The organism is Rhodococcus sp. IEGM 1372, assembly GCF_030056835.1.
GTDB lineage: Bacteria > Actinomycetota > Actinomycetes > Mycobacteriales > Mycobacteriaceae > Rhodococcoides.
Window position 1 is genome coordinate 1 of the sequence record NZ_JASHKS010000013.1, and the last position, 19,560, is coordinate 19,560.

The following is a 19,560-nucleotide window of genomic DNA, read 5'->3' on the forward strand; positions in this document are numbered from 1 at the left end:
CCGAACGGAAACTAACCGACGCCAAGGTCGGATCCACCGTTAATCTGACACTCCCACCGTGTCGTAGATCGGGACCAGGCGGGGGCGTTTGCGGGCCATCAACTTCGTTGCGATGGTGCGGCCGATGTCGGCCACGCTTCGGAGTTCGTCCTCCAGTAGCAGGATCGGCGCGTCGGGTGTGAGCCCGTCCGCTTCGTCGACAAGGTGAACCATCCTGGGCGTTCGCCGTCGTCGGCAGGTGGGTCGAAAGTCCGCTCGTCTGCCATACCGCCAGGATCTCGTCTGCCACCGACCGATCTCGGGCGGCGTCGACGCGGTGATGTGACCGGGGAAAGGTTCAGAGGTAGAGCAGGTTCATCTCGCCGGTTCCGTCGAATCGTTCGAGGCTGTCGAGGACGCCGTTGAAGTTCGCGGTCCGGCACCGTCCGAGGCCGACGATGAGCGCGAAGTTTCCGTCGAGGGTGACCAGATACGACGGGGCGCAGCCGTTGTCGGGTGAGACATGTTCGCGGGCGTCGAGCAGTGCGTAGCGGACAGCGTCGGCGGCTGCTCTCTTAGCGGTGGCGAGGTCCGGCTCGGCTCCGGATGCAGTGATGATCTCGGGGTTGTTCTCGGGGCGGGTAGTGACGGTCCAGGTGATCATCGTCGGTGTTCCTTTCCTCGCGCTGTCGTGGGCGGGCCGTGTAGGACTGGAGCCTCGCACGGCGAGCGCAGCGAGTCGTGCGAGGCGACCGCCATTGTCGGTCGGGTGTGGATGGCCGGCGAAGCTGTGGATAACGACGTTCGGCCCCGCGGTGCGGGGCCGAACGTGTAGTAAAGGTCAGGCGTTGTCGAAAGCGTCGAGAATTTTGGTGGGGTCTCGGCGGAAGCGACCGCCGTCGACGAATACCCCGACCGCGGTGCGGTGAACGCGGCGCAGCTCCTCCATGAGGGTGTCGTAGCCGACGCGGTCGGTGATGCGCCAGGTGATCGGGCCCATGTGCAGGTCTGCCCAGTGGACGGTGCGGCGTTGTTCGGGGACGTAGCGGCTGTGCGCGACCACGGAGTGTTCGGGGCCGCCGAGCCAGACGACAGATATCGCGGCGGCACCGAATTGTGTGCCGGGTTGCGCCGGGTGGGGGGCGTGACCGTCCACGCCGACGAGTGAGCCTCGGACGGAGGCGAATCCGGCGATGAGGTCGCAGACGGCTTCGGCGCTGCGGAAGGTCATCATCACGTGCCCGAACGCGACGATCATCTGCGCTTCGTCGGTCGCGGCCGCAGTGACGGAGATAGTGGCGGTCTGTGGGCCGGTGACGATCGCGGTGGTGTGGGTGACGATGGCGGTGGTCCGCGCGTTCTGCGCTGCGCTGGCTCGGCGGCTGGGTCGGGTGGTGTTGCTCGACATGGTGACCTCTCCTGGAAAACGGTGGCCGGACCTTCGCCCTGCCAATTTCTTTTGCCGTGGTGGCTTGAGGAGAGGGCTCAGCGCACGGGTCGGCGGGTCAGCCGGTGGGCCGGAAAGTTTTCAGCCGAAGGCGTTCTGAAAAGTTTTCGGAGCCCTTGGGCCGGCGCAGCCGCCATCGGTTGATGCGCCGGCACGGGTGATGAACACTCGGAGAAGCCACAACGTCACAAGAAATTGATTTCTTCGATGCGGACGGAGCGCAGCGGAGTTCGATTCGGCGCGGCCCGCAGGGTCGCGTGTGGCCCGCCAGGGCCTGCCCGAGGACTGCACCGGCCACCACCGGCGAGACGCCCGACGCCGCCGGGGTTCGGCGCTCCTGCAGCGCGGTGTGGGGTACGGCTCGCACGGTGACTGTGCGGGAGCGACGAAACGCCAGCCACGCTCGGTGTCGCGGTAGCTCCGATCTTTTCGGTGTGCGCCGGTGGTCGGGTGTGCAGTTCTGGTCTGGGCGGATTCGGTGTGGATCGTTTAGACTTTCGATCAAGTTCGAGCGTCGATGAGGGTCACGTTCGAGCGCGCCCCACCCGTACCGATTCACCCCGCACTTGCGTTCACCGCACTGTGGGTTGTGTGGCTCTGTGAGCGATCGGTACCTGTCCGGTGGGGATTTCCGCGCACCGAATTGGAAGGCCCTCACCATGTCTGTCTCTCCCGCTGTCGACAAAGACACCGTCATCGCGCGCGCACGCGCCGCGATAGAAAATCGCACCAAATACATCGAGTCCCTTTTCGACGCCGCCCAGGCATCCGCTGATGCTCGCGAGAAGGTCGCCGAGGCGACTCGCGCCGCTGAACGCGCGAACGCCGAACACGTCGCCGCGTACAAAGAAGCGATCGATGCCGGGTGGACGGTTGCCGAGCTCACCGGAAGTGGTCTGACCGCTCCGACACCGCCGACCGGCAAGAAGGCATCGAAGGCGTCAGCGAAACGCGGCACCGGTCGCGCCACTGCGCGCCGCCGAGTCGGTGCCGAGAACACCGCCGCGGCACCGGACCGACACCACGATGCCGACGCCTCGTCGCCTGCACCCGACGTGTCGACCGAACCGCAGTCCTCGACTGCGCCCGCGCACTGAACACTGCTGCCCTCGCACCACCCGCGCACCGGCACCGGTCGCGGATCCCCAGTGCGCCCGTGCACGCTCGACACATCTCGCGTGCGGGCGCACCCCATCACATCTAAGGACTACACACATGACCCTGCCCGGATTCAACGTCGAAGTAGCTTCCCTCGACCGCAACGGCGACCCAGGCTTCGTGTACGCACGCGGCTCGTTCTACACCTCCCGCTCCGCCGCACAGTTCGCGCTCACCCAAGCAGCGGCACTGGCAGACACTTACGAGTTCGACACCGTCTCCGTCGTCATCGACGCAGTCGGCGAGGGCACCTCACGTCGTGATGTCGAGTTCATCGGCACCCCCGGCGAACTCGCCGCCGACCTCACCGCACTCCCGGACTACAAGAACGGTGTCCTGCGCACCGTCATCCCCGCACCACGCAACGTCACCGCGGCAGTAGCCGCCATCGTCGAAGCAACACCGCCGCTACCCGACTCGTCGGTCGACGGCCCCGACGCCGTCGCGGTTCTCGACGTGGAGGTGTACTCCACCCGGCCCGGCCCGATCCCCAACTCGCGCACCGACGTCGGCGCGTACACCCCGCAGGATGCGCACCGCATCGCCGAGCAGCTCGCGGCAGACCTCGGCGGCACCATCGAACCGATGCGCAACGAGACGGTGCTGCGCGTGACCCACACAGCGGACGTCTCCGACACCGACCGCATCGCCGCCGAGCGGTCCGTGCAGGTGCGGAACCTGCGGGCGAACCTCTCCGTCCTCGACCCGGTCGCCGACGCCGAACACATCGCCGCACTCGCCGCCGACCTCGACGAGCTGCGAGCTCGATCGAGGCCGGCCGCACGCCCGGACAACACCGCAGCTGTGTCCGCGTCGGTATCGACGCCTTCGATGGCGCACGCAGCGGACGTCGAACGCTCCTCGACACGTCCGCGCGGGTTGGTCACTCCCCCGACCGGACACTCGTCCAGAGCTGCACAGGCCACCTCCTCCACGCTGCACACCGCCCCTGCACCGACACACACAGCGGCGACATCGCGGTCAGCCGATCACGGTCTCGGATGACCACCGACCACCAGTCCCTACCGCAGACCAGGGAAGGGCGGCACCGACTACCTCGCCCCTCGCAGCGCTCCGACGCGCTCGGCGACGGTAAGCCTGCGTTCCGGCTCGACGGCGGCGACCTCGGCGCGGTCCTGGCGTTCGAGGCGGTGCTGTGGAACGAACCGATGACCGGCGTACTCCACGAAATCCACATCACGCCCGGCCGGGTACGCGTGGTCGTTCTCCAGACCGAACAGCAGAAGGGCCTCTACCCGCGATACACATCCAGCGGTGACCCCGATGCGCCGTATCTGGCCGACTACGACATCGACTTCGGCGACGAGGTCCGGATCTGCGATCGCCACTGACACCGCCCGCCTGGCTCAGCTCGGCCGTACACGCGAGAAAGGCACCCACACAGCCGGTGTGGGTGCCTTTCTCGTTCGGGCCGGGTTGGGCGCGCGGTCAGCGCTGCGGGTGCGGCGCGGTGCCTGGTGCACCGAAGATTCCGGCCGCCAGTGCCCATGCGGTCAGGGTGCGGCGCTCGGCGTCGGTCGTCTCGTCGGCGTGGAGGTAGTCCCACTCCTGCAGCGCATCGAGGTCGTGTGCGTCGGCTCCGACGTGTCCGCACCACCACAGATACGCCCCGACCGGGGACTCCACCTCGTGCCCGTGTGAATCGACACCGCGGGTGTCTCGTTCGTTACGGGGGCCGGTGCGGGCGCGGGGACTGTCGAGGGTCACTGCCCTGCCCGAAACGTGTTGAGCCGCCGCCACAGTGCGCGTTGAGCGCGCCCGTGCTCCACGAGGTGATCGAACAGGTACTCCTCCGGAAGCTCCTCGGCGGCATGGACGATGGCCGCTGCCACGGTCCGGTAACTGCGCCGGTAGGACTGCGAGAGCACGATGTCGGCGTAGTGGACGGCGGTGAAGCCGTCTGCCCCGGCGGTGATGACCTCGTTCAAGCGGCGACGCAGGGGCGCGTCCTTGGCTCCGCCGGATCCGGATCGCATGAAGGCTGCGGTGACACTCGCCGGGTCGTAGGGTTCGCCGGCCGCGACGAGACCGGCGATCACGACGAACATTCGCCGGTACGCGACGTCGTCGAAGTCGTCGGCGGTCACGATCGCGGTGATGCGCAGATCTTCGGCGGACACTCCCCCGGTGTGGGCGCTCCACATCAGGGCGCACAGCAGCAGTGCCTCGGGGTCGGTGGACGGCTCGTGAGCTGTCTCGTTGTCGACGGCAGTGTCGTCGACAACAGCGGCGAGGCTGCGAACGACACGCTCGGGCTCGTCGGGCGGTGGAACTGCGCTCAGTGGCGTCATCGTCGGGCTCGTTCTCGCAGGTCAATCTCGAACAGGGTCAACGGAGTGGTCGGTCAGGCGGCGGCGAGCCTGTCCAGGGCGTCGATCCGGAAGCCGGACCAGTGGGTGTTCTCGTCGACGACCACGACGGGCATCTGCCGGTAGCCGAGTCCGTCGGTGACGAACTCGCGCGCCGCTGCATCTTCGGTGACATCGACGGTCGTGTATTCGATCCCGTGCTTGTTCAGGCGTCGTTTTGTTTGATCGCAGTTGTTGCATTCGGGTTTCGTGTACACAGTGATCGACATAGCTCACTCCTCGAGGGAATTTTTCCGATGGTTCAATTTTATCCCACATTGCCCCAATTAGCCATAGATAAAGCGAGATAGTTTCACTCGAATATGTTGGCGCACAATAGATTCTTGATTTCCTAGCAGATCGAAACACGTTGGTTTCGGCCCCTTATCGGCAGGACAACGGAGAGGAATACGAGAAAGCGACGGGGAACAGTTCCTTTCACATTTCGGTTATGGTGCTGTCGCCCGTCTACTGGTGCGACGCCGTGATCGAGACATGCGAAACGCCGCCGGAGCTCTTGCTCTACGGCGGCGTCAGTCGGGGTACGGATGCGTGGGTGGATGTTGGTCGGCGGCGCGGTAGCTCTTCGTTGCCGTCCGTTCACGCCCTCAGCCGATCAGAAATGCCACATGCCGGACTCGTCGGCGTTGTAGTTGCTCCACCGTTTGTTGAGGTGGTCGGCGTCGGCTTTGGTGTCGGGCTTGACGAGGAAGGAGAACGATCCGGCCTGTAGGAGCATCCATACGGCGTTCGCGAGATCTGCATACCGGTCATCGTGCTCGGTGGCACCGTCGGGCATCGGCGCTTGCGCCGGGGTGCCGGGGATGTCTACTTCGATGGTGATGGTTCGTCGGGTCATTTTTCGATCATGCCAGCACGACAATGCGTTCCGGCGTGGTCGGATCGAGGGATCAAGGGTGGCGGGCGACGTGCGTGTTGGCTGAGGCGGCGGCGACGTCGTAGCCACCCCACGGCGAGCGGTGCGGGACCGAGCGCAGGCCGATGGTGTCCCCGCGTCGGGTGATGACGGGCCATCCGGTGGGGCGTTCCCCGACGAGGTCGATGACCTTCGCTGTCCACACCTGGTCCTTCTGCGACGGCCTGCGTTCGGGGATCACGATCGGGAGGTCGTCGATCCACCCGGGGTGGGCGTGATCGAGGGCGTCGCAGACTGCTTCGTGTTCGTCGGCGCGGTTCTCCCCTTCCCACTGGCAGCCGGTGCACGCGCCGCGGTAGACATCGCCGCCGACGCACTCACATAGAGCGTCCCTGCTCGTGTCCGGGCAGCAGCAGTCGAGGTCTGCTGCAATGCAGGTGGGTTGGCAGGTGTCGGTGGGTGTGGACGGGTCGCAAATTCCCGGGCGGAACGCGTGGGAGGCGGCGGTCGAGTCGTGTCGCCCCCAGGTGGTCGCCCAGGTCTCGAATTCGGCGACGCGAGCTGCCACCCCTCGGGTCGGGCTGGCGAACAAGGTCTGGATGCCGTGCCGCTGGATGCGGTTGTTCCGTTCGTCCAGCTCGGCGGCGGCGAGCACCTCGAAGATGTCGATCTGGCCTGCGGTCTCGGTCATCACCGCACGCCCAGCTCGGGACGGGTGAGGGACTGCAGGGCGAGGGAAAGCCGGACGTCGCTGGCATCGAGGACGACGGGGTAGGTGCGGCTGTACCAGGCACCGGGGGCGTCGAGGATGGCGGTGACCTCGACGCGGCCTGCGGGAGCAGTGCGGTAGCCGAGAATGTCGACCACCGTTCCGCCGAACTGGGTGTCGAGCGAAATCAGTTTCATTCCAACTCCTGTGAGGCGACGGCGTGCGGTTGTGGGCGCGGCGAGAGTGGCGGTCATGGATGTGCTCCCAAGGTCGGGTGGTGAAAGTCGTGAGCGGCAACGGTTGCGGGCTGTGCGCAGGCGTTCAGGACGGCAGACTCTGGCAGTCGGTGCATTCCCAGCGCCCGCCGGTAGAGGTGCAGGTCCGCCGCTCTTCGCAGAGCCAGCAGATCTGGTTGCGCTTGCGGAGCGAAACCTCCTGCGCCGCAGCCACGGTCGCGGCCTGTGCGCGGTACTGCTCACGGGTGCTCGCGTCTCGGGCGGCGAGGGCGGCGCGGACCTGCTCTGGGTCGAGGTCAGGACCATCGGTTCGCACGGTCAGCATGGCCCCGAAAGCCACGCGGCAGGACTGGCACACGTCCCCCATCGTAACGACTGGAGCGCCACAACCCGGCAAAGCGCAGTCATCGAACAGCGTTGACTGCCAGTCACATTGGTGTGATTCGGTGCGTGTCGTGGCCATGACCCAACCTTACAGTCTGAGCCTGTAAGGTGCAAGGCGTGGAGCCGGGAATCCTTACAGTCGGAGCCTGTAAGGTCAGGGCATCGACCACTACGACCCAGGAAGTATCCGATGCCTGACGAACTCACCACCGCCGACGTGCTGGCATTGATCGAAGACAAGACCGGCAAGGCCATATCGGCCAAGACGTGGTCGTCGTACGTCGCACGCGGACAGGCCCCGAAACCGGCGCGACACCTCTCGCGCACGCCGCTGTATGCGCGGGAGGACATCGAGCAGTGGATCACCGACCGGCCAGGGAGCGGTGCACGGACCGACCTCCGACCGTGACGAGCGAACCCACCGACCCGTCGATCGTCAACATCTCTTGACGAGCAGGAAGGGCCCCGGCCATCGGGTGATGGTCGGGGCCCTTCCTTTTGTTGCGGTTCGATCAGGCGTCGTCGTCGACGGCGGCGTAGGCGGCGTCGACGGTGATGTTGCCGATCGCGGCCTGTTCCACCGGGGTCAGGGTGTGCCCGCTGTCGGCGAGGAAGGTCAGGTAACTGTCGATGCCGACCATGCCTCGGTAGTGCTTGGAGGAGAAGCGCCAGTAGTCCTTGGCGTCCTGGGGGCCGGTGAGTCGGGCCTCGAACGCGGTGAGCACACGAGCAAGGAGCAGCACCTCGGCGCGGGCGGCGGTGGCACCGTCGACCTTTCGAGTGACCTCGCGTAGGGGGGGAGCCCATGATCTCGGCGTACCGCTCCGAGCACTTTGATTCGGTGAACACATCACCATGGGTGGCCAGGACGGTCACCATCCACTTGGTGGCGTTCTTCGGGACGTCCTTGCGTGAGAGCAGGCCGGTGAGGAACGTACGCCGTGCCTCGGTGGCGGTCGCTCCGGCGCGGTTGAGGGCCTTGACCTTTCGGCGTTCGGCCCGCTCGGTCTCGATGCGTTCGGCTTCGGCACGGGCCGCTTTCCGCTGCGCCGGGGTCAACCCGTCCGCAGCGTCTCCACCACCCTCTGTGTCGGCGGCGGCGATCTTCTCGGGGGAGAGTTCGAGGCCGGCCGCAGTCCGGCTGTCGTGATGGAGGAAGAACTCGTGGCCCCAGGCGGTCACCTTCTCGACCGTGTTGGCGTGCCGCAGCTCCTCGTACGCTTCGGCCTCGTCATCGCCCTCGGTGTCGAAGTCGATGTCGTCCTCGTCGACTTCCTCGCGGGTCGCCTTGTCGACCCAGACGGTGCCGGTCTCGTGGACGTGGATGTGCCACAGGTGTGGTGCCTTCTCGGGTGCATCGGCCGGGACTGCCGCGCCGTCTGCGGTCCGCAGATCCACCAGCGAGTACCACTGGCCGTCACTGGTGGACGGTTCGTCGTGGAGCAGGATGAAGCCGCGTGCGGTGTAGTCCGCTGCGGCAGCGGTGGTCTCGGCGCGCTCGTCGATGCGGCGCTGGAGAGTGGCCAGGCGGTACTCGAAGCCGAATCTGTTGTCGAAGATCTGCTCGATTGCATCGGTGATCCACGGCTCGGCCTGTGCGGCGTCTTCAAGCTCGGCCAGAATCGCGGCCCCTTCGAGGGTGAGCTGACGGTCGTCGAGCTGGCGGCGGGCGCGCTCGGATCGTCCTGCTCGACCGGCCTTTTCGACGTAGGCCTTGGGGACGTGCAGTGCTCTCGAAACCTTCTGCACGCTCAGTCCCAGATCGCGCAGCTCTGCAACGGCACCGGCGCGTTGGCCACTGGTGAGGTCTTCGCGCTGTTCGTTGGTATTGAACTGCTCGGTGATGCGCTCGATGTCTGCTGCACGCTCGTCGGCGTTCTGGTCACGCACCATCACCGGAATGGAGGTCAGGCCTACCTCTCGGGCGGCGAGGATACGGCGTTGCCCGTCGCGAACCGAGAGGGTCCCATCGGCGCGGCGGACCGCCGAAACAGATTGCAGGACTCCGAGTTCTGCGATGGAGGCGATGAAATCGGGTGCTGCGGTGATGTCGACGCCCGTGCGGACGTTGGCGCTGATGTCGAGTTCGTTGGGATCGGCGTGGACGAGGGTGTATCCGGTCGAGGTCGGTGCAGATAGCGCAGCCGTGGCGGTGGTCATGATGGCGGTCTCCCTGGTTAGAGTGCGGCGGTGAGGCACCGGGCAAATATCAGCTGCCCGGTGCCCGTTCGCAGGTGGAGGGTCGAGCGAGGGTCAGCGGTCGGCGGTCTTCGCGATGGGTAGTTCCCAGATCGGGTCTTCTGCACAGGGGGCGCTGATGTCGACCCAGCGACCGGTGACCGCGTATCCGCGGCGGTCGAGCAGCACCTGCGCCGCGCCCGGGGTCCAGTCCATCGGTGCGTGCTCCTCGATGCCGGTCGCGTCGATGTACTCGACCTCGATGCCGCCCCGTCGGATGGACACTCCCAGGCCGCGTTCGGGGCGTTCGTCGCCGTATTCGGAGGTGACTGCCGTGAGTTCTCGTTGCGTTTCTCCCATGCCCCTAACCTTACAGTCTCAAACTGTAAAGTCAAGCGCTGCAACGTATTTCGATACCTATGCACAGGGGAGCCGATTCGTTGCGGGTACCGAGAGGCGTTACTGCAAACACTCGGATCGCCTACAGCGCAGGATGATCGAGCCCGCGGCTCACGCTGAGTCGGTGCGCCGGGTGGGGTTCTCGATGCGGGGGCGCAGATTGTAGGTGTCGTACCACTGCTGTGCGGCTTGCTTGCTCATGCCGAGGATCTCGCCGATCTTCGACCACGGCACGGGTCGCTCCTGACTGCGGAGGCGTCCGATGATGGCGTAGCGGTCGGCGATCATCGTCGAGGCGAGGAAGGCGTTGATCTCGAGTGCGTCGACATCGGAGACCGCGTCATCCATGCGTCGTTGGGCGTTCGCGGTCCACGTCCCGGCGTCCTTGCGCCCCTGCTCGTGCACCATCTCGGCTAGGTCGACGTCGACGAGAGCGTCCTTGTATTGGACGTAGAGTTCGGTCAGCTCGGTCGGGGTGAGGACCTTCTCCGATTCCATAACGTCAAGATATCTTGACGCATTCTGTCCGTCAACATATCTTGACGATTGAGCATGTTTCAGCTGACGGGGGTTGCAGCTTCTGCGGGGCACCACTGTTGATGGAGGCGAAGGAATCCCTTGCCGTTCCCGATCGGTATGTCGAAGCTCAGACAGCAAATCCACTGTCCGCGAGCCGTTTTCGCCCACGCATGGAGCAGCCCGGGCGATTTTGTATCCATCGCGAGCCCCTCCGAGCGGACCTTGAGAGGCGTCCCGTCGCGGAAGGATCCTCCGGACGAGCCTGCCACGGTGAGCGCTATGTTGACCAGGACTCTCCGAGGTGGATCGACGATACGGCGCGTGGGGGGATCGAAGCTCACGGGCCAGTTCTCGTACAGGTCGGGGGTCATTGCGCGACCGCCAATCGGTGCGGCCCATGTTCGGCGACTGCGTCGGTGACCGCGGGGGTCCAACGTAAGCCGTGTTCGCCGAACATGGGTGCGGTGAGGGTGTAACGGCCTGTGCGCTGGGTGATTCCGCGTCCGTGAACGGTGGTCTCGACGGTGATCGAGCGGATACGGCCCCTGCCTTGCTCGATGCCCCCGTAGCCGACCGGCCGAGAGGAAATCGTCAGATCGAGACCAGGCATTCGACCGTCCGTGATTACGAATATCCCTGCGTGAGTACGGTTTCGGGCCAACAGGGCACGCGCACGGGTCGGCGGCACGTCGCGACCGTGGACGGTACTGATGACCAGATCGATCCCATCGATGCAGATATTTGAGGCGTCGAGAGGGTCTGCTTGGCCGGGGTCGATCAGGGCGATCTTCGACAAGTCCCCGCCGTGTTCGTGGACGGCGAGGAGCCCGAACTTGGGTTGACCGATCAGGGCGACGTGGTGGCCGGCCGCGGTGGCGGTGGCGACGAGTCCGACGAGAATCGATCCGGCACCGGTGATCGACAGGGCCGTTCCCCGGGCCAACGCGCCGCGCGGGAGCAGTTCCGACAGCGGCATGGGTACCGGCAGGGTTTTGAGGGTTCGTGAGCGCACGGGGCCGCTCAGGGCTCGCTCATCGCCGTCGGTCGCGGCGGCCTGCGCGTTCGGCTGCGAGGGGGCGAATGCGGGCGAGTCGTCGGAGTCGGTGGGTGCGTGGTCGCGGCGTCCGGGGATCGCGGCCATGCTGCGGCGAAGAGCGGCGAGCTGTGCAGCCTTGTCCAGGCTGGTCAGGTCGGGGATCGTGTCGGCGGTACCGGCCATGAGTGCGACCTTTCGCCGAACGGATCAGTGCCCTCAATCTATGCGAACATACGTTCGATGTCGAACTACCTGCGTACGCCCGCAGCTGGCCCTGGTTCGCGAACCCTGGCGGCGTTCACGAGGTGGTCGAGGGAGAGTTCGGGGTCGGCCGTCAGGTGGCGATGTTCGGCGAGCAGACGCCTGACGTGATCGAGGTCAGCGCGCACGGCCGGGTCGTCGGGGTCGTAGCCCTCGTCGATGATGGCCGCGCGTTCGATGGGGTCCATGCCTAGTTCGACGCAGCGGCGTCGGGCGTGGTTCCCGTGTCGTAGATCAGGTCGTCAGAGCCGTCGTAGCGGTACGCGCGCTGTCCGCTCGGCAGCGTCATCCTGCCTGCCCATGGTCGGAATCAGGGTCGAAGTTGCGGTCACTTGTCACGGGAGCAGTATTGCGTCCCATGCGCGAACGGTCCCGAAGGGCTGTCAAAAAGTTCGCCGAGTCGGCCGGTCCGATCACTGCTGAAATCTCGATCACACCTCTCGAATCAGCTGCCTCGAACTCTGAGCGCCATTATTGTGAGCTGCTGGTTGGTTTGGTCACTTCGGTCACAGATGCACAGTTGCGTGGGCACCTGGACTCGGTGTGCCACGCGCAGCGATGAGGCTAGGAAAAGGCACACAAATGCCGTCACCTAACAGTTGGCTACTCGTTGACGTCATGGATCCGCGCCGCCCGACTGTGGTGGCAGTCGGTGCCCGCGCCAAGAGCCGTGTGGCGTTGAGGACGTTCATCCGTGAGTCCGATCGTGACGTCGTGCTCGCTGCGGTCACTCGAGCCGTACGGTCCACAGATCCTGTCCGAGTCGCTTCGGGATCGCGTCAGGTATCGGTAGACCCGATCAAAGACGACGAATCGGGTGTGGTGTACGGAGTCTGGGTGCAGGTCGCACACCGCTCCGCCGAGCCAACCGGGCGACCCTCGGCGTGGGCCTTCCATTGGGACTTGAACGCAGGTATCGCACGGCGCAGCGCGATCGTGAGCGAATCCCAGTCATGGGCACAGCTCGGGGTCGATCTCGTCCGACCGATTCCGGACGGCTTGGCGAAGTTGGACCTCGGTGACGCAACAGCATCGGTGCTGGCACGGTTGGTGTCGGGTGGCACCGGAACCGTGCTGCAAGAGATCGGTATCGAACGACGCCCATCGGGCCTTCATCGCAAGATTCAGTTCACCGCACACTTCTACGGCGATCCAGCCCACGACACGGAACACTCCGGCCGGTTCATTCGAGGCGTGTCCGTCGACCTCGGACCCTCGAACAACCCCGAACATTCCGATCGCGACGCCGCCAACATGGGTGAGCTTGTCGCTCAATCACTTTGCGATCCCAATGAATACCGCGCGATTGCAGATCCGGACTCGCTCCGGCTCCTGTACTGGTACGGCGACTCTCCGTCGGACATAGCCTGGCAAACCGACCACCTTGCGGACGGAAAGCCTGTTCTTCATCCAGGGGACAGAAAGAACGCGAGGGCGTCCGCACAGGCACTGCTGACCGCGCCCCTGGGTGCAACACAAGCACTGAGCTTGCGTCTTCTCACCAATGCAGACGAGTACGCGTCGGTCCCGGTCACGGCGAGGGCAATCGACCTCGCCGACGACTCGCGCGCCATACTGTGGATTCTGCGACCACAGACCGCATGAGCTGTTTCGTTGCCAGATATGTCGGATCTTGATAGCGTTTGATCCACGCTCAACCAGCGCCTGAGGTAGGTACCTTGTAGCAGTCGGGGCCTCCTCCACGCCCTCCATCGGGCGTTCATGCTACTCGATCGCATCACGTCGTCCAGCGCTGTAAAGCGCTGTGCGCGTGCAACGATCGGCATACGCATTACGAGGAATCCGTTGAAGAATTCAGGTGTAGAAACACTGCAACCTCGTCCTCGATCGCGCTGGTCGCATCGTGCATTCGTTTGCGTAGCTGTGATTGCATTCGCAATCGGCCCCAACGTCGCCGTCAATGCTCAACCAGTGGATCCAGCACCTACAGATCCAGAAGCTAGCCAGCTCGAATCCGGAGTACCTGAATCGTCAAGCAGTCCCGAACCTGGCGACGTTCCCATACCTCAAAGTTCGGACTCGATCCCAGCTGTTCCACCGGAAGAAATTCCGCGCACTCCGACCGGTGAGCCGCTGACCGAGGACCGATCTTCCCGAGAAGTGACCGATCCCGCCGAAGCGGCGGCGATCTACAACCAGGTGATGCAGAGCCGCAGTACACAGGCCGGCCCTGGAGCTCGCCAAGCACCCCCACTCGACTGCCGCGACACCCGATTCCAGTCCTGCAAGACGTACCAGGCAACGGTGACTCAGTACGTGCAGTACAACCCTCCCAGTGGGCCATTGACCCCGATCGGCAGCTGGCTCACGAACATCATCTTGCATGTTCGCTCACCGGTTCAAACACCCACCAAAGAGTCCGTCATCACGATGTACGCCAACGTCGTCTCGACCAACCCCGAACTGACGGTTCCCGGAATCTTCGAGTTCGAGCTCATCGCGCTGAGGGGATCGGGCAATACTTCCCAGGGGTGGACGCCTTTCAGGTTCCCTATGGCAGTCGGATCGACCGCCTTCAACCAATGGGAGCACTACACCCAGGGCAACGCAACTTCCAACACCGATGTAACGACAATGCGTTTCGACTATCAGGGCAATACCCCCGTGCCTGACTTGGACGAGCCGAGACGGACCCGCACGACCAACCAAAAGATCAGGTGCGACGCCGCCACGGCGGTCAACTACGGCACTGGCTGCGTCAACCCGTCGTTCATACCCACGGTCACGTACACCGCCGCGCGGTTCCCCACAATCACAGGAACCATTCTGGATGGTCAGGCAGCATACGAGTCAGGCATTCCCGGTTCGGGAAACCCACTTGTTCGCGGTCCATCGGCAAACAACGCAGCGAACCGAGAGGCGGCATGCCCCTCCTCGTCTCTGCAGCGGTTGAACCTATTGGGAGACAAACCCACTGACATGGATAGCCCCTCGTGCGACGAGTACCCGTTCGCGTCCACGGAACAAGGAGGGTACGGATCAACCGTCAGGTGGGTTCCACTTGCAGAAAACACCGACCAAGGCACTTTCATGGCCGAGTTCTACCGCACAAACCGGGTCATGCCTGGTGACGGCTTCTACGTCAACGCTCAAAGCTGAGCTCCGAACCCCTCACGAAAGGCTCCATAGAATGAAAATTCACGCACTTCGCAAGACCTTGACGATCACCGCGCTACTCGGTGCTGTGACGCTCGCTGTACCCGGTGCCGCGCACGCGGAGACGGTCACCGGATGGGTCGGACCGGCAGGCAGCAACGGAGCCGGCGTTCAGTTTCTGAACACCTCCACCATCATCAACTCACCGAACCTAACGGCGCAGTCCAAGATCTACTCGGTCTTCGGTCAGCAGGTAGCACCCGGTGACATCGGGGTACGGGCTCGGTTGTTCAAAAGCGGCGCTCTATGTGAAGCCGTGGGCTACAAGTACAGCTTCACCGGTGCCGCATCACTGACAATCGGCACCACCGCAACATGCGGCACCGGCTCGTACAACAGCCACGGCTTCACCGCGGTGTGGGACGGAGTGAGCGCGTACCGCGAAGCTCTCACCTTCCCCAGTAATCCCGTCAACTGGACCGCCCCGGCGGCCCGCTCGGCAGCGCCAAGTGCCACGGACGAAACCACCGTCGAATCAGGAACAAACGCCTCCGGGCAGTCGTACGGCGCAGGCGACACTGCTGCGAATGACGCAGAACTGCCTGATCTGGTCGCTGCAATCGGTACCGACGGGGTCCAAGGTTTCATCGAGAAGTCCGCACTCGACACGGCCGCAGCATCACCCGACGAGGCGACGGCGCTCGAAAAGCAGAACGTCGGCGGTACCGATGTCCTCGGATCGGCTCCGAAGACGGTTCCTGTCTACGCCAGCGATGGAACAACACAGATCAGCGAGTTCACCATCTCCTGATCCCGCTCCCTGAGGCGCGCCGGTCCCTGCATCAATTTGAGGACTAGCGCGCCTCTGGTGATTTTGTGGTCGGTCACGGAATCCCGGGCGGGCGGCGATCACGACGGATAGATCACCTTCATGGCGGCCAGCAAGCTCAGATTGTTCGGATCCAGGTAGATAGTCCAGTAGCTGTTGGTGGCAGCGAAGTGGATGCCCAGCGCGGAACCGCCCTCAGCGAGAACATCGAGCGCTTCTTTGTATCCCACGGTCAGCTTCAAGTCATAGGTCTGTCCGGTAATCGAGTCGTACCTGTCCCGGAGATCATCGACAACTTTTGCCGGCCAGACCGGCACAGACCTTGTCCTCAGGTCTTTTCGCAATTGCTGGACCGTCGGCGAGTCTTCTGCGTTGTCAGCTGCGGCGATCAAATCCTCGCGACGGACTTGGCTCTTTTCAGTGGATTGCTTTCGGGTTCCGCGGTAGACCCCGTCAGGATCAGAGCCGGAACGGAGGTCGTCGAAGCTCAGATTTGCGATGGACAAGTTGTTCTCGATTACCGCGAGCCTGCTCGGTACAACCCGAAAAGTAGCTGCCTCGTCTTCCGGATCGGCACTTGTATCCACAACGAGCACTGGATGTTCCGGCTCGTCACATGCCCGCTGGTCGACTACGAAGAGATAGTCCGGCGGCGGAGATTCCACCAGGCCGACAATGCGTGACACCGACATGTCGGCAAACTCCGGGTCATCGACCGTCGTCAGAAAGGCTTGAGCCTCATAACCACTGTCTTGTACGTGCGACGCTTGGGCCTCTCGCGCGACCTGTTCCCAGGCACCGTCATTGCCGAAGTACGTACGGATGAGCAGGGATTGGCCTTCTGGCAGAGTTGGCATGGTACCGACTCTAGTCGTTCTCAACTGTGAAACCGGTGCAGTTGCCAGGGACCGAACTTTCGATGCGCAGGTCAGTTGTTGACGAGTTGGCTGGCTCGCTGAAAGGTCACGCCGAGAAGTGATCCGATGTCTCGGACGGGTACCTGAGCGGTGGCGAGTTTCTTCGCGAAGGCCTCGGTGCTGGCTTTGACGCGGGCTTCGTCCTCGGCCAGACGTGCTCGCTGTGTCGCGATCTCGGCGATGCGGACCGCGAGATCCTCTCCCCCGGGTTCGAGTTCGATGTGCTGCTCGATCTCGACATCGGCGAGGGCGACTCCGGTTTCGAGGGCGATGAGTTCTTTCGCCGCGGTGGGGACATCATCGATGCGACGGGCTTGAGTGAGGGCGTCGAGTTCGGGGACGGCGATCATCCACCACTTGCCGTCTCGGGTCACCGACACCGTGTAGGTCTTGCTCACTGCTGCGCCTCCTTCATGGCTGCGAGGATCTTGCGGTAGACGCCGGGCGAGATCGTCCGGTGCCCATCCGGAACAGTCACCTTGACTGCGCCATCGGCCGACACCCACGTGCTGTGCGAGCCGACCGTGCGGACCGAGGCGAACCCGGCCGCCTTGAGGGCCTTGACCACTTTCCGCGTGGGCTGCTCGGTAACCATGATTTTAGTCTATCCGACTGGACACTTTCTAGTCAAGTTGACTAGACACAATTTGGCTGAGTGGCGGTGCGGTGGTCGACACGGAGGAAGTGCCTATTCCACATTCCTCATCTGGTGCATCTGCCTGCGGGTTCGGTCTGGTTAGGGTGGTTGTCGACAGCAATGTGTTTCTACTCGAGAGAGGCCGCATCGAACCGTGGCAAAAAAAGTATTCACCCAATTGGTCGACGATATCGATGGCTCGGTCATCGACGACGAATCAGGCGAGACGATCGAATTCTCCGTCAACGGTGTCGACTACCTCGTAGATCTGAAGGCGAAGAACGCCAGCGAGTTTCATCGGAAGATCGGCTACTACATCGAGCACGCAACCCGTGTCGGCGGGCGTAAGCGTCGACACACCCCCACCTCCACGGCTCCATCTGCAGCACCCTCGAACAGCCGAGCCACACGTGATCCGGCTCAGACCAGAGCTGTCCGGCAATGGGCCGCAGACAACGGTTACGAGATCAACGATCGGGGCCGCATTCCCGCTGCGATCGAAGAAGCATTCAACGCTGCACACTGATCATTACTTCAGGATCACCGCGCGAACTCGACGGTGTATCCGGCCTGACCGTCGATCGACAGGCTGTACTGCACACCATCGAGCGTTGTCATGTTCCAGCCTTCCTTGACGGTCAGCGTCTCGCCCACGGGCAGGCTGAGAGCGGAGGTGACCGAACGCAAGCCGACGTCGCCGTCTCGCACTTCCCGGATGCCGTCGTACGCACCCTGTTCGGCGTTTGTCGCCTGGGTAGAGACCATATCCGGCATGGTTGAGTCGGGCGATGTGTTCTTCACGGTGACCGGGAAGTAGACGCTCACAGGCTGCGGCGGAAGGTCGTACGGGATCCTCGCGTCTTCACTCATGATGAACTCGACCGGTGCGCCCACTGTGATCTCCAGCTGGACCTGGCCCGATCGCACCTTCCTGCTGTAGATCGCGGTCTGCCCGAACTTGCATGGTTCGGGAAACAGTTCGATTCCCGTTGTATCGCAAATCATCGGGTCAGCCGGGGAAAGTTCCGCTTCCTGTTCCGGATCAGGCTGCGGAGAGGATTGTTCGGCGCTCGAGGCCGCTGCGGCGTCGGTCGTGGACGCATCGTCATCCTCCGTGAGCGCCCCGACGGTGATGATGCCCGCCAGGATGACCCCGACCCCTCCCAGTGCGGCCCACAATCGCCAGGGGGGCTTCGGCTTTGGCCGACGGAAGGTCAAGGTGGTTCGCAGGATGCCATCCTGTCGGTCGACCAGCTCCCAACCTTCCTGCTGCTTACCTGCGATTATTTTCGACTCAGCACCCCGGATCACCTTGATCTCGGTGACCTCGTACCGCGCCTGTTCGGCGTCCATGTCTCTTCCCGTTCTTCGATAGTGGTGATGCGGGTCGACCCCGGCATACCGTGATGCGAGTGGCAGTGCTCCTACGGTGCTCGCCCCGAATAGTGTTCGGTGATAGCGCGCAGCAGTCACCAGGACCGGCGTTACCGGAGCGGTGTTGTCGCCGAAAGCACTTTGAGAGCGGCCGCCTCGCTCAGGTGCGCGTCCGCTGCGGCGGATGCCCCGTCGCCAGAATCGCGACCGGTGCCAGGGTGACAGGGTCTACCCACGCACTGCAGTAACCACCGACGCGATCGCGAATACTCGCGGCGACGATGGCGAATCCGATGGCTGCGCCGCCACCGGCGAGGGCCGCGATCGACTCCTCCAGTCCGATCACCCACGAGTTGTACCGGTACTCGTTGCGTTGCTGCTGACCGACCAACTCGGCCTGACCCACTGCGACGTCCGGGATGTAGTTCCCGTCCACATCCGGTCGAGGCCACTGCTCCAGCGAGGCGCGGTACACCTCGATCGCCTCCGGCGACAGCGAGGACTGCTCGATGGCGTCGAGCAGTGCTGCCGTGGATGGAGTGCGCGTCGTAGCCGGTGGCTCGAATCCGCGAAACACCCCATCCGCACCGACCGCCGACGAGAAGTCCTCGAAGTCCATGTTCGCCAACGACAGGTTGTTCTCCACCGACGCCATCTGCGACGGATGCACCCGGAAACTAGGGTAGCCCGACGAACCGTCTGCGGTGTCCACGGCAAGGATCGCGTGTTCCGGATCGGTGATCGTCGCAGCGTCGGCGAGAAACACGTAGTACGGCGGTGGGGACCCGATGATCACGGCCAACTCGCCGAGCGTGAGTCGGTCGAACTCCGCGTCGTCGACCACGGTCAAACCGGCGACAAACCCCTCATCTGTCGGCTGCGTCGCCGCCTCGACAGTGTCACTCCACCGGGCGTTGTCGGAGAAGTCTGTGCGGATCAACAACGATTCCCCGTCGGGCAGTTCTCGCGTCATGTCCGCACTATAGGACGCACGGGCGGTACATCGCATCGAGTCGGGCCCCATCGACGCAAACGCACGACACGACGATCTCTCACTCCCACAACGGGTCACACAATCCAACGGGACACTTACAGACGCCGCCCGCAAGTGGGCAGGTATCGCGATCACCGAGT

Annotated in this window: 28 protein-coding genes and 1 pseudogene; 8 read left to right on the forward strand and 21 right to left on the reverse strand. The window is 64.0% G+C overall.

The window, feature by feature from the left end; genetic code table 11:
- Nucleotides 1-39 precede the first annotated feature (39 nt).
- The 3 genes from QM590_RS13240 to QM590_RS13250 form a co-directional block, all read right to left on the reverse strand.
- On the reverse strand, nucleotides 40-213 hold the full coding sequence (locus tag QM590_RS13240; protein WP_269595246.1) for a DUF6308 family protein: 174 nt from the start codon (nucleotides 211-213) through the stop codon (nucleotides 40-42).
- Nucleotides 214-337: 124 nt separating this feature from the next.
- Nucleotides 338-643 (reverse strand): hypothetical protein, encoded by a 306-nt coding sequence (locus QM590_RS13245; protein WP_032386844.1) that lies wholly within the window; start codon nucleotides 641-643, stop codon nucleotides 338-340.
- Between the two features lie 177 nt (nucleotides 644-820).
- Nucleotides 821-1,387: a hypothetical protein gene (locus QM590_RS13250; protein ID WP_269595245.1), complete on the reverse strand. Its 567-nt coding sequence runs from the start codon at nucleotides 1,385-1,387 to the stop codon at nucleotides 821-823.
- Nucleotides 1,388-2,085: 698 nt separating this feature from the next.
- Here QM590_RS13250 and QM590_RS13255 point away from each other — a divergent pair.
- The 3 genes from QM590_RS13255 to QM590_RS13265 all read left to right on the forward strand — a co-directional run bounded on the left by QM590_RS13255 (nucleotide 2,086) and on the right by QM590_RS13265 (nucleotide 3,936).
- A complete protein-coding gene (locus QM590_RS13255; RefSeq protein ID WP_269595244.1) occupies nucleotides 2,086-2,523 on the forward strand; it encodes a hypothetical protein in 438 nt (145 codons plus the stop codon).
- Between the two features lie 118 nt (nucleotides 2,524-2,641).
- A complete protein-coding gene (locus QM590_RS13260) occupies nucleotides 2,642-3,589 on the forward strand; it encodes a hypothetical protein (RefSeq protein ID WP_269595243.1) in 948 nt (315 codons plus the stop codon).
- The gene (locus tag QM590_RS13265) at nucleotides 3,586-3,936 is read left to right on the forward strand and encodes a hypothetical protein (RefSeq protein WP_269595242.1); all 351 of its coding nucleotides are present in this window, start codon (nucleotides 3,586-3,588) and stop codon (nucleotides 3,934-3,936) included. Before QM590_RS13260 ends, QM590_RS13265 begins: the two co-directional genes overlap by 4 nt.
- Nucleotides 3,937-4,033: 97 nt before the next feature.
- Here the strand turns inward: QM590_RS13265 and QM590_RS13270 are convergent, their stop codons facing one another.
- From QM590_RS13270 to QM590_RS13300, 7 genes are all read right to left on the reverse strand, one after another.
- Nucleotides 4,034-4,312 carry a hypothetical protein gene (locus QM590_RS13270; protein WP_155291248.1) on the reverse strand — a complete coding sequence of 93 codons (279 nt, stop codon included), beginning with the start codon at nucleotides 4,310-4,312 and terminating at the stop codon, nucleotides 4,034-4,036.
- Nucleotides 4,309-4,896 carry a DnaB-like helicase N-terminal domain-containing protein gene (locus tag QM590_RS13275; protein WP_052053469.1) on the reverse strand — a complete coding sequence of 196 codons (588 nt, stop codon included), beginning with the start codon at nucleotides 4,894-4,896 and terminating at the stop codon, nucleotides 4,309-4,311. The genes QM590_RS13270 and QM590_RS13275 overlap by 4 nt, the downstream gene beginning before the upstream one ends.
- 53 nt (nucleotides 4,897-4,949) lie before the next feature.
- Entirely contained in the window at nucleotides 4,950-5,183 is a 234-nt protein-coding gene (locus tag QM590_RS13280) for a glutaredoxin family protein (RefSeq protein WP_243597170.1), read from the reverse strand.
- Nucleotides 5,184-5,569: 386 nt separating this feature from the next.
- On the reverse strand, nucleotides 5,570-5,812 hold the full coding sequence (locus QM590_RS13285; protein WP_243597169.1) for a hypothetical protein: 243 nt from the start codon (nucleotides 5,810-5,812) through the stop codon (nucleotides 5,570-5,572).
- A 52-nt stretch (nucleotides 5,813-5,864) separates the two neighbouring features.
- A complete protein-coding gene (locus QM590_RS13290; protein ID WP_243597168.1) occupies nucleotides 5,865-6,521 on the reverse strand; it encodes a DUF6349 family protein in 657 nt (218 codons plus the stop codon).
- Nucleotides 6,521-6,736 carry a hypothetical protein gene (locus tag QM590_RS13295; RefSeq protein WP_243597167.1) on the reverse strand — a complete coding sequence of 72 codons (216 nt, stop codon included), beginning with the start codon at nucleotides 6,734-6,736 and terminating at the stop codon, nucleotides 6,521-6,523. Before QM590_RS13295 ends, QM590_RS13290 begins: the two co-directional genes overlap by 1 nt.
- A gap of 124 nt (nucleotides 6,737-6,860) precedes the next feature.
- Complete coding sequence (locus QM590_RS13300) at nucleotides 6,861-7,142, reverse strand: hypothetical protein (protein WP_243597166.1); 282 nt, start codon at nucleotides 7,140-7,142, stop codon at nucleotides 6,861-6,863.
- Nucleotides 7,143-7,349: 207 nt separating this feature from the next.
- Between QM590_RS13300 and QM590_RS13305 the strand changes: the two genes are divergently transcribed.
- A complete protein-coding gene (locus tag QM590_RS13305; protein WP_032391993.1) occupies nucleotides 7,350-7,568 on the forward strand; it encodes a helix-turn-helix transcriptional regulator in 219 nt (72 codons plus the stop codon).
- Nucleotides 7,569-7,671: 103 nt separating this feature from the next.
- Here the strand turns inward: QM590_RS13305 and QM590_RS13310 are convergent, their stop codons facing one another.
- The 6 genes and pseudogenes from QM590_RS13310 to QM590_RS13335 form a co-directional block, all read right to left on the reverse strand.
- Complete coding sequence (locus QM590_RS13310; RefSeq protein WP_243597165.1) at nucleotides 7,672-8,010, reverse strand: hypothetical protein; 339 nt, start codon at nucleotides 8,008-8,010, stop codon at nucleotides 7,672-7,674.
- Nucleotides 8,011-9,082: 1,072 nt separating this feature from the next.
- Nucleotides 9,083-9,319, reverse strand: a pseudogene (locus QM590_RS25940) (ParB/RepB/Spo0J family partition protein); the annotation flags it as partial.
- 93 nt (nucleotides 9,320-9,412) lie between these two features.
- The gene (locus QM590_RS13320) at nucleotides 9,413-9,697 is read right to left on the reverse strand and encodes a hypothetical protein (protein ID WP_243597163.1); all 285 of its coding nucleotides are present in this window, start codon (nucleotides 9,695-9,697) and stop codon (nucleotides 9,413-9,415) included.
- Between the two features lie 150 nt (nucleotides 9,698-9,847).
- Nucleotides 9,848-10,234 carry a hypothetical protein gene (locus tag QM590_RS13325; protein WP_032391990.1) on the reverse strand — a complete coding sequence of 129 codons (387 nt, stop codon included), beginning with the start codon at nucleotides 10,232-10,234 and terminating at the stop codon, nucleotides 9,848-9,850.
- A gap of 388 nt (nucleotides 10,235-10,622) precedes the next feature.
- Nucleotides 10,623-11,474: a DnaE2-dependent mutagenesis accessory factor ImuA' gene (imuA', locus tag QM590_RS13330; RefSeq protein WP_243597162.1), complete on the reverse strand. Its 852-nt coding sequence runs from the start codon at nucleotides 11,472-11,474 to the stop codon at nucleotides 10,623-10,625.
- 65 nt (nucleotides 11,475-11,539) lie between these two features.
- Nucleotides 11,540-11,740: an LbetaH domain-containing protein gene (locus tag QM590_RS13335; protein ID WP_243597161.1), complete on the reverse strand. Its 201-nt coding sequence runs from the start codon at nucleotides 11,738-11,740 to the stop codon at nucleotides 11,540-11,542.
- Between the two features lie 394 nt (nucleotides 11,741-12,134).
- On the opposite strand from QM590_RS13335, the gene QM590_RS13340 reads away from it, so the two are divergent.
- The 3 genes from QM590_RS13340 (at nucleotide 12,135) to QM590_RS13350 (ending at nucleotide 15,480) form a co-directional block, all read left to right on the forward strand.
- Entirely contained in the window at nucleotides 12,135-13,157 is a 1,023-nt protein-coding gene (locus QM590_RS13340; RefSeq protein WP_243597160.1) for a GAF domain-containing protein, read from the forward strand.
- 516 nt (nucleotides 13,158-13,673) lie between these two features.
- The gene (locus tag QM590_RS13345) at nucleotides 13,674-14,672 is read left to right on the forward strand and encodes a NucA/NucB deoxyribonuclease domain-containing protein (protein WP_243597159.1); all 999 of its coding nucleotides are present in this window, start codon (nucleotides 13,674-13,676) and stop codon (nucleotides 14,670-14,672) included.
- A gap of 31 nt (nucleotides 14,673-14,703) precedes the next feature.
- On the forward strand, nucleotides 14,704-15,480 hold the full coding sequence (locus QM590_RS13350) for a hypothetical protein (protein ID WP_243597158.1): 777 nt from the start codon (nucleotides 14,704-14,706) through the stop codon (nucleotides 15,478-15,480).
- A 98-nt stretch (nucleotides 15,481-15,578) separates the two neighbouring features.
- On the opposite strand, the gene QM590_RS13355 is transcribed toward QM590_RS13350, so the two are convergent.
- From QM590_RS13355 to QM590_RS13365, 3 genes are all read right to left on the reverse strand, one after another.
- Complete coding sequence (locus QM590_RS13355; protein ID WP_243597157.1) at nucleotides 15,579-16,355, reverse strand: DUF6924 domain-containing protein; 777 nt, start codon at nucleotides 16,353-16,355, stop codon at nucleotides 15,579-15,581.
- 71 nt (nucleotides 16,356-16,426) lie between these two features.
- Nucleotides 16,427-16,813 (reverse strand): HicB family toxin-antitoxin system, encoded by a 387-nt coding sequence (locus QM590_RS13360; protein ID WP_243597156.1) that lies wholly within the window; start codon nucleotides 16,811-16,813, stop codon nucleotides 16,427-16,429.
- The gene (locus QM590_RS13365) at nucleotides 16,810-17,010 is read right to left on the reverse strand and encodes a type II toxin-antitoxin system HicA family toxin (protein WP_243597155.1); all 201 of its coding nucleotides are present in this window, start codon (nucleotides 17,008-17,010) and stop codon (nucleotides 16,810-16,812) included. Before QM590_RS13365 ends, QM590_RS13360 begins: the two co-directional genes overlap by 4 nt.
- Before the next feature lie 196 nt (nucleotides 17,011-17,206).
- Between QM590_RS13365 and QM590_RS13370 the strand changes: the two genes are divergently transcribed.
- The gene (locus QM590_RS13370; RefSeq protein WP_243597154.1) at nucleotides 17,207-17,578 is read left to right on the forward strand and encodes a histone-like nucleoid-structuring protein Lsr2; all 372 of its coding nucleotides are present in this window, start codon (nucleotides 17,207-17,209) and stop codon (nucleotides 17,576-17,578) included.
- Between the two features lie 14 nt (nucleotides 17,579-17,592).
- On the opposite strand, the gene QM590_RS13375 is transcribed toward QM590_RS13370, so the two are convergent.
- Nucleotides 17,593-18,405: a hypothetical protein gene (locus QM590_RS13375; protein ID WP_243597153.1), complete on the reverse strand. Its 813-nt coding sequence runs from the start codon at nucleotides 18,403-18,405 to the stop codon at nucleotides 17,593-17,595.
- A 181-nt stretch (nucleotides 18,406-18,586) separates the two neighbouring features.
- Complete coding sequence (locus QM590_RS13380; protein ID WP_243597152.1) at nucleotides 18,587-19,399, reverse strand: DUF6924 domain-containing protein; 813 nt, start codon at nucleotides 19,397-19,399, stop codon at nucleotides 18,587-18,589.
- Nucleotides 19,400-19,560 lie beyond the last annotated feature (161 nt).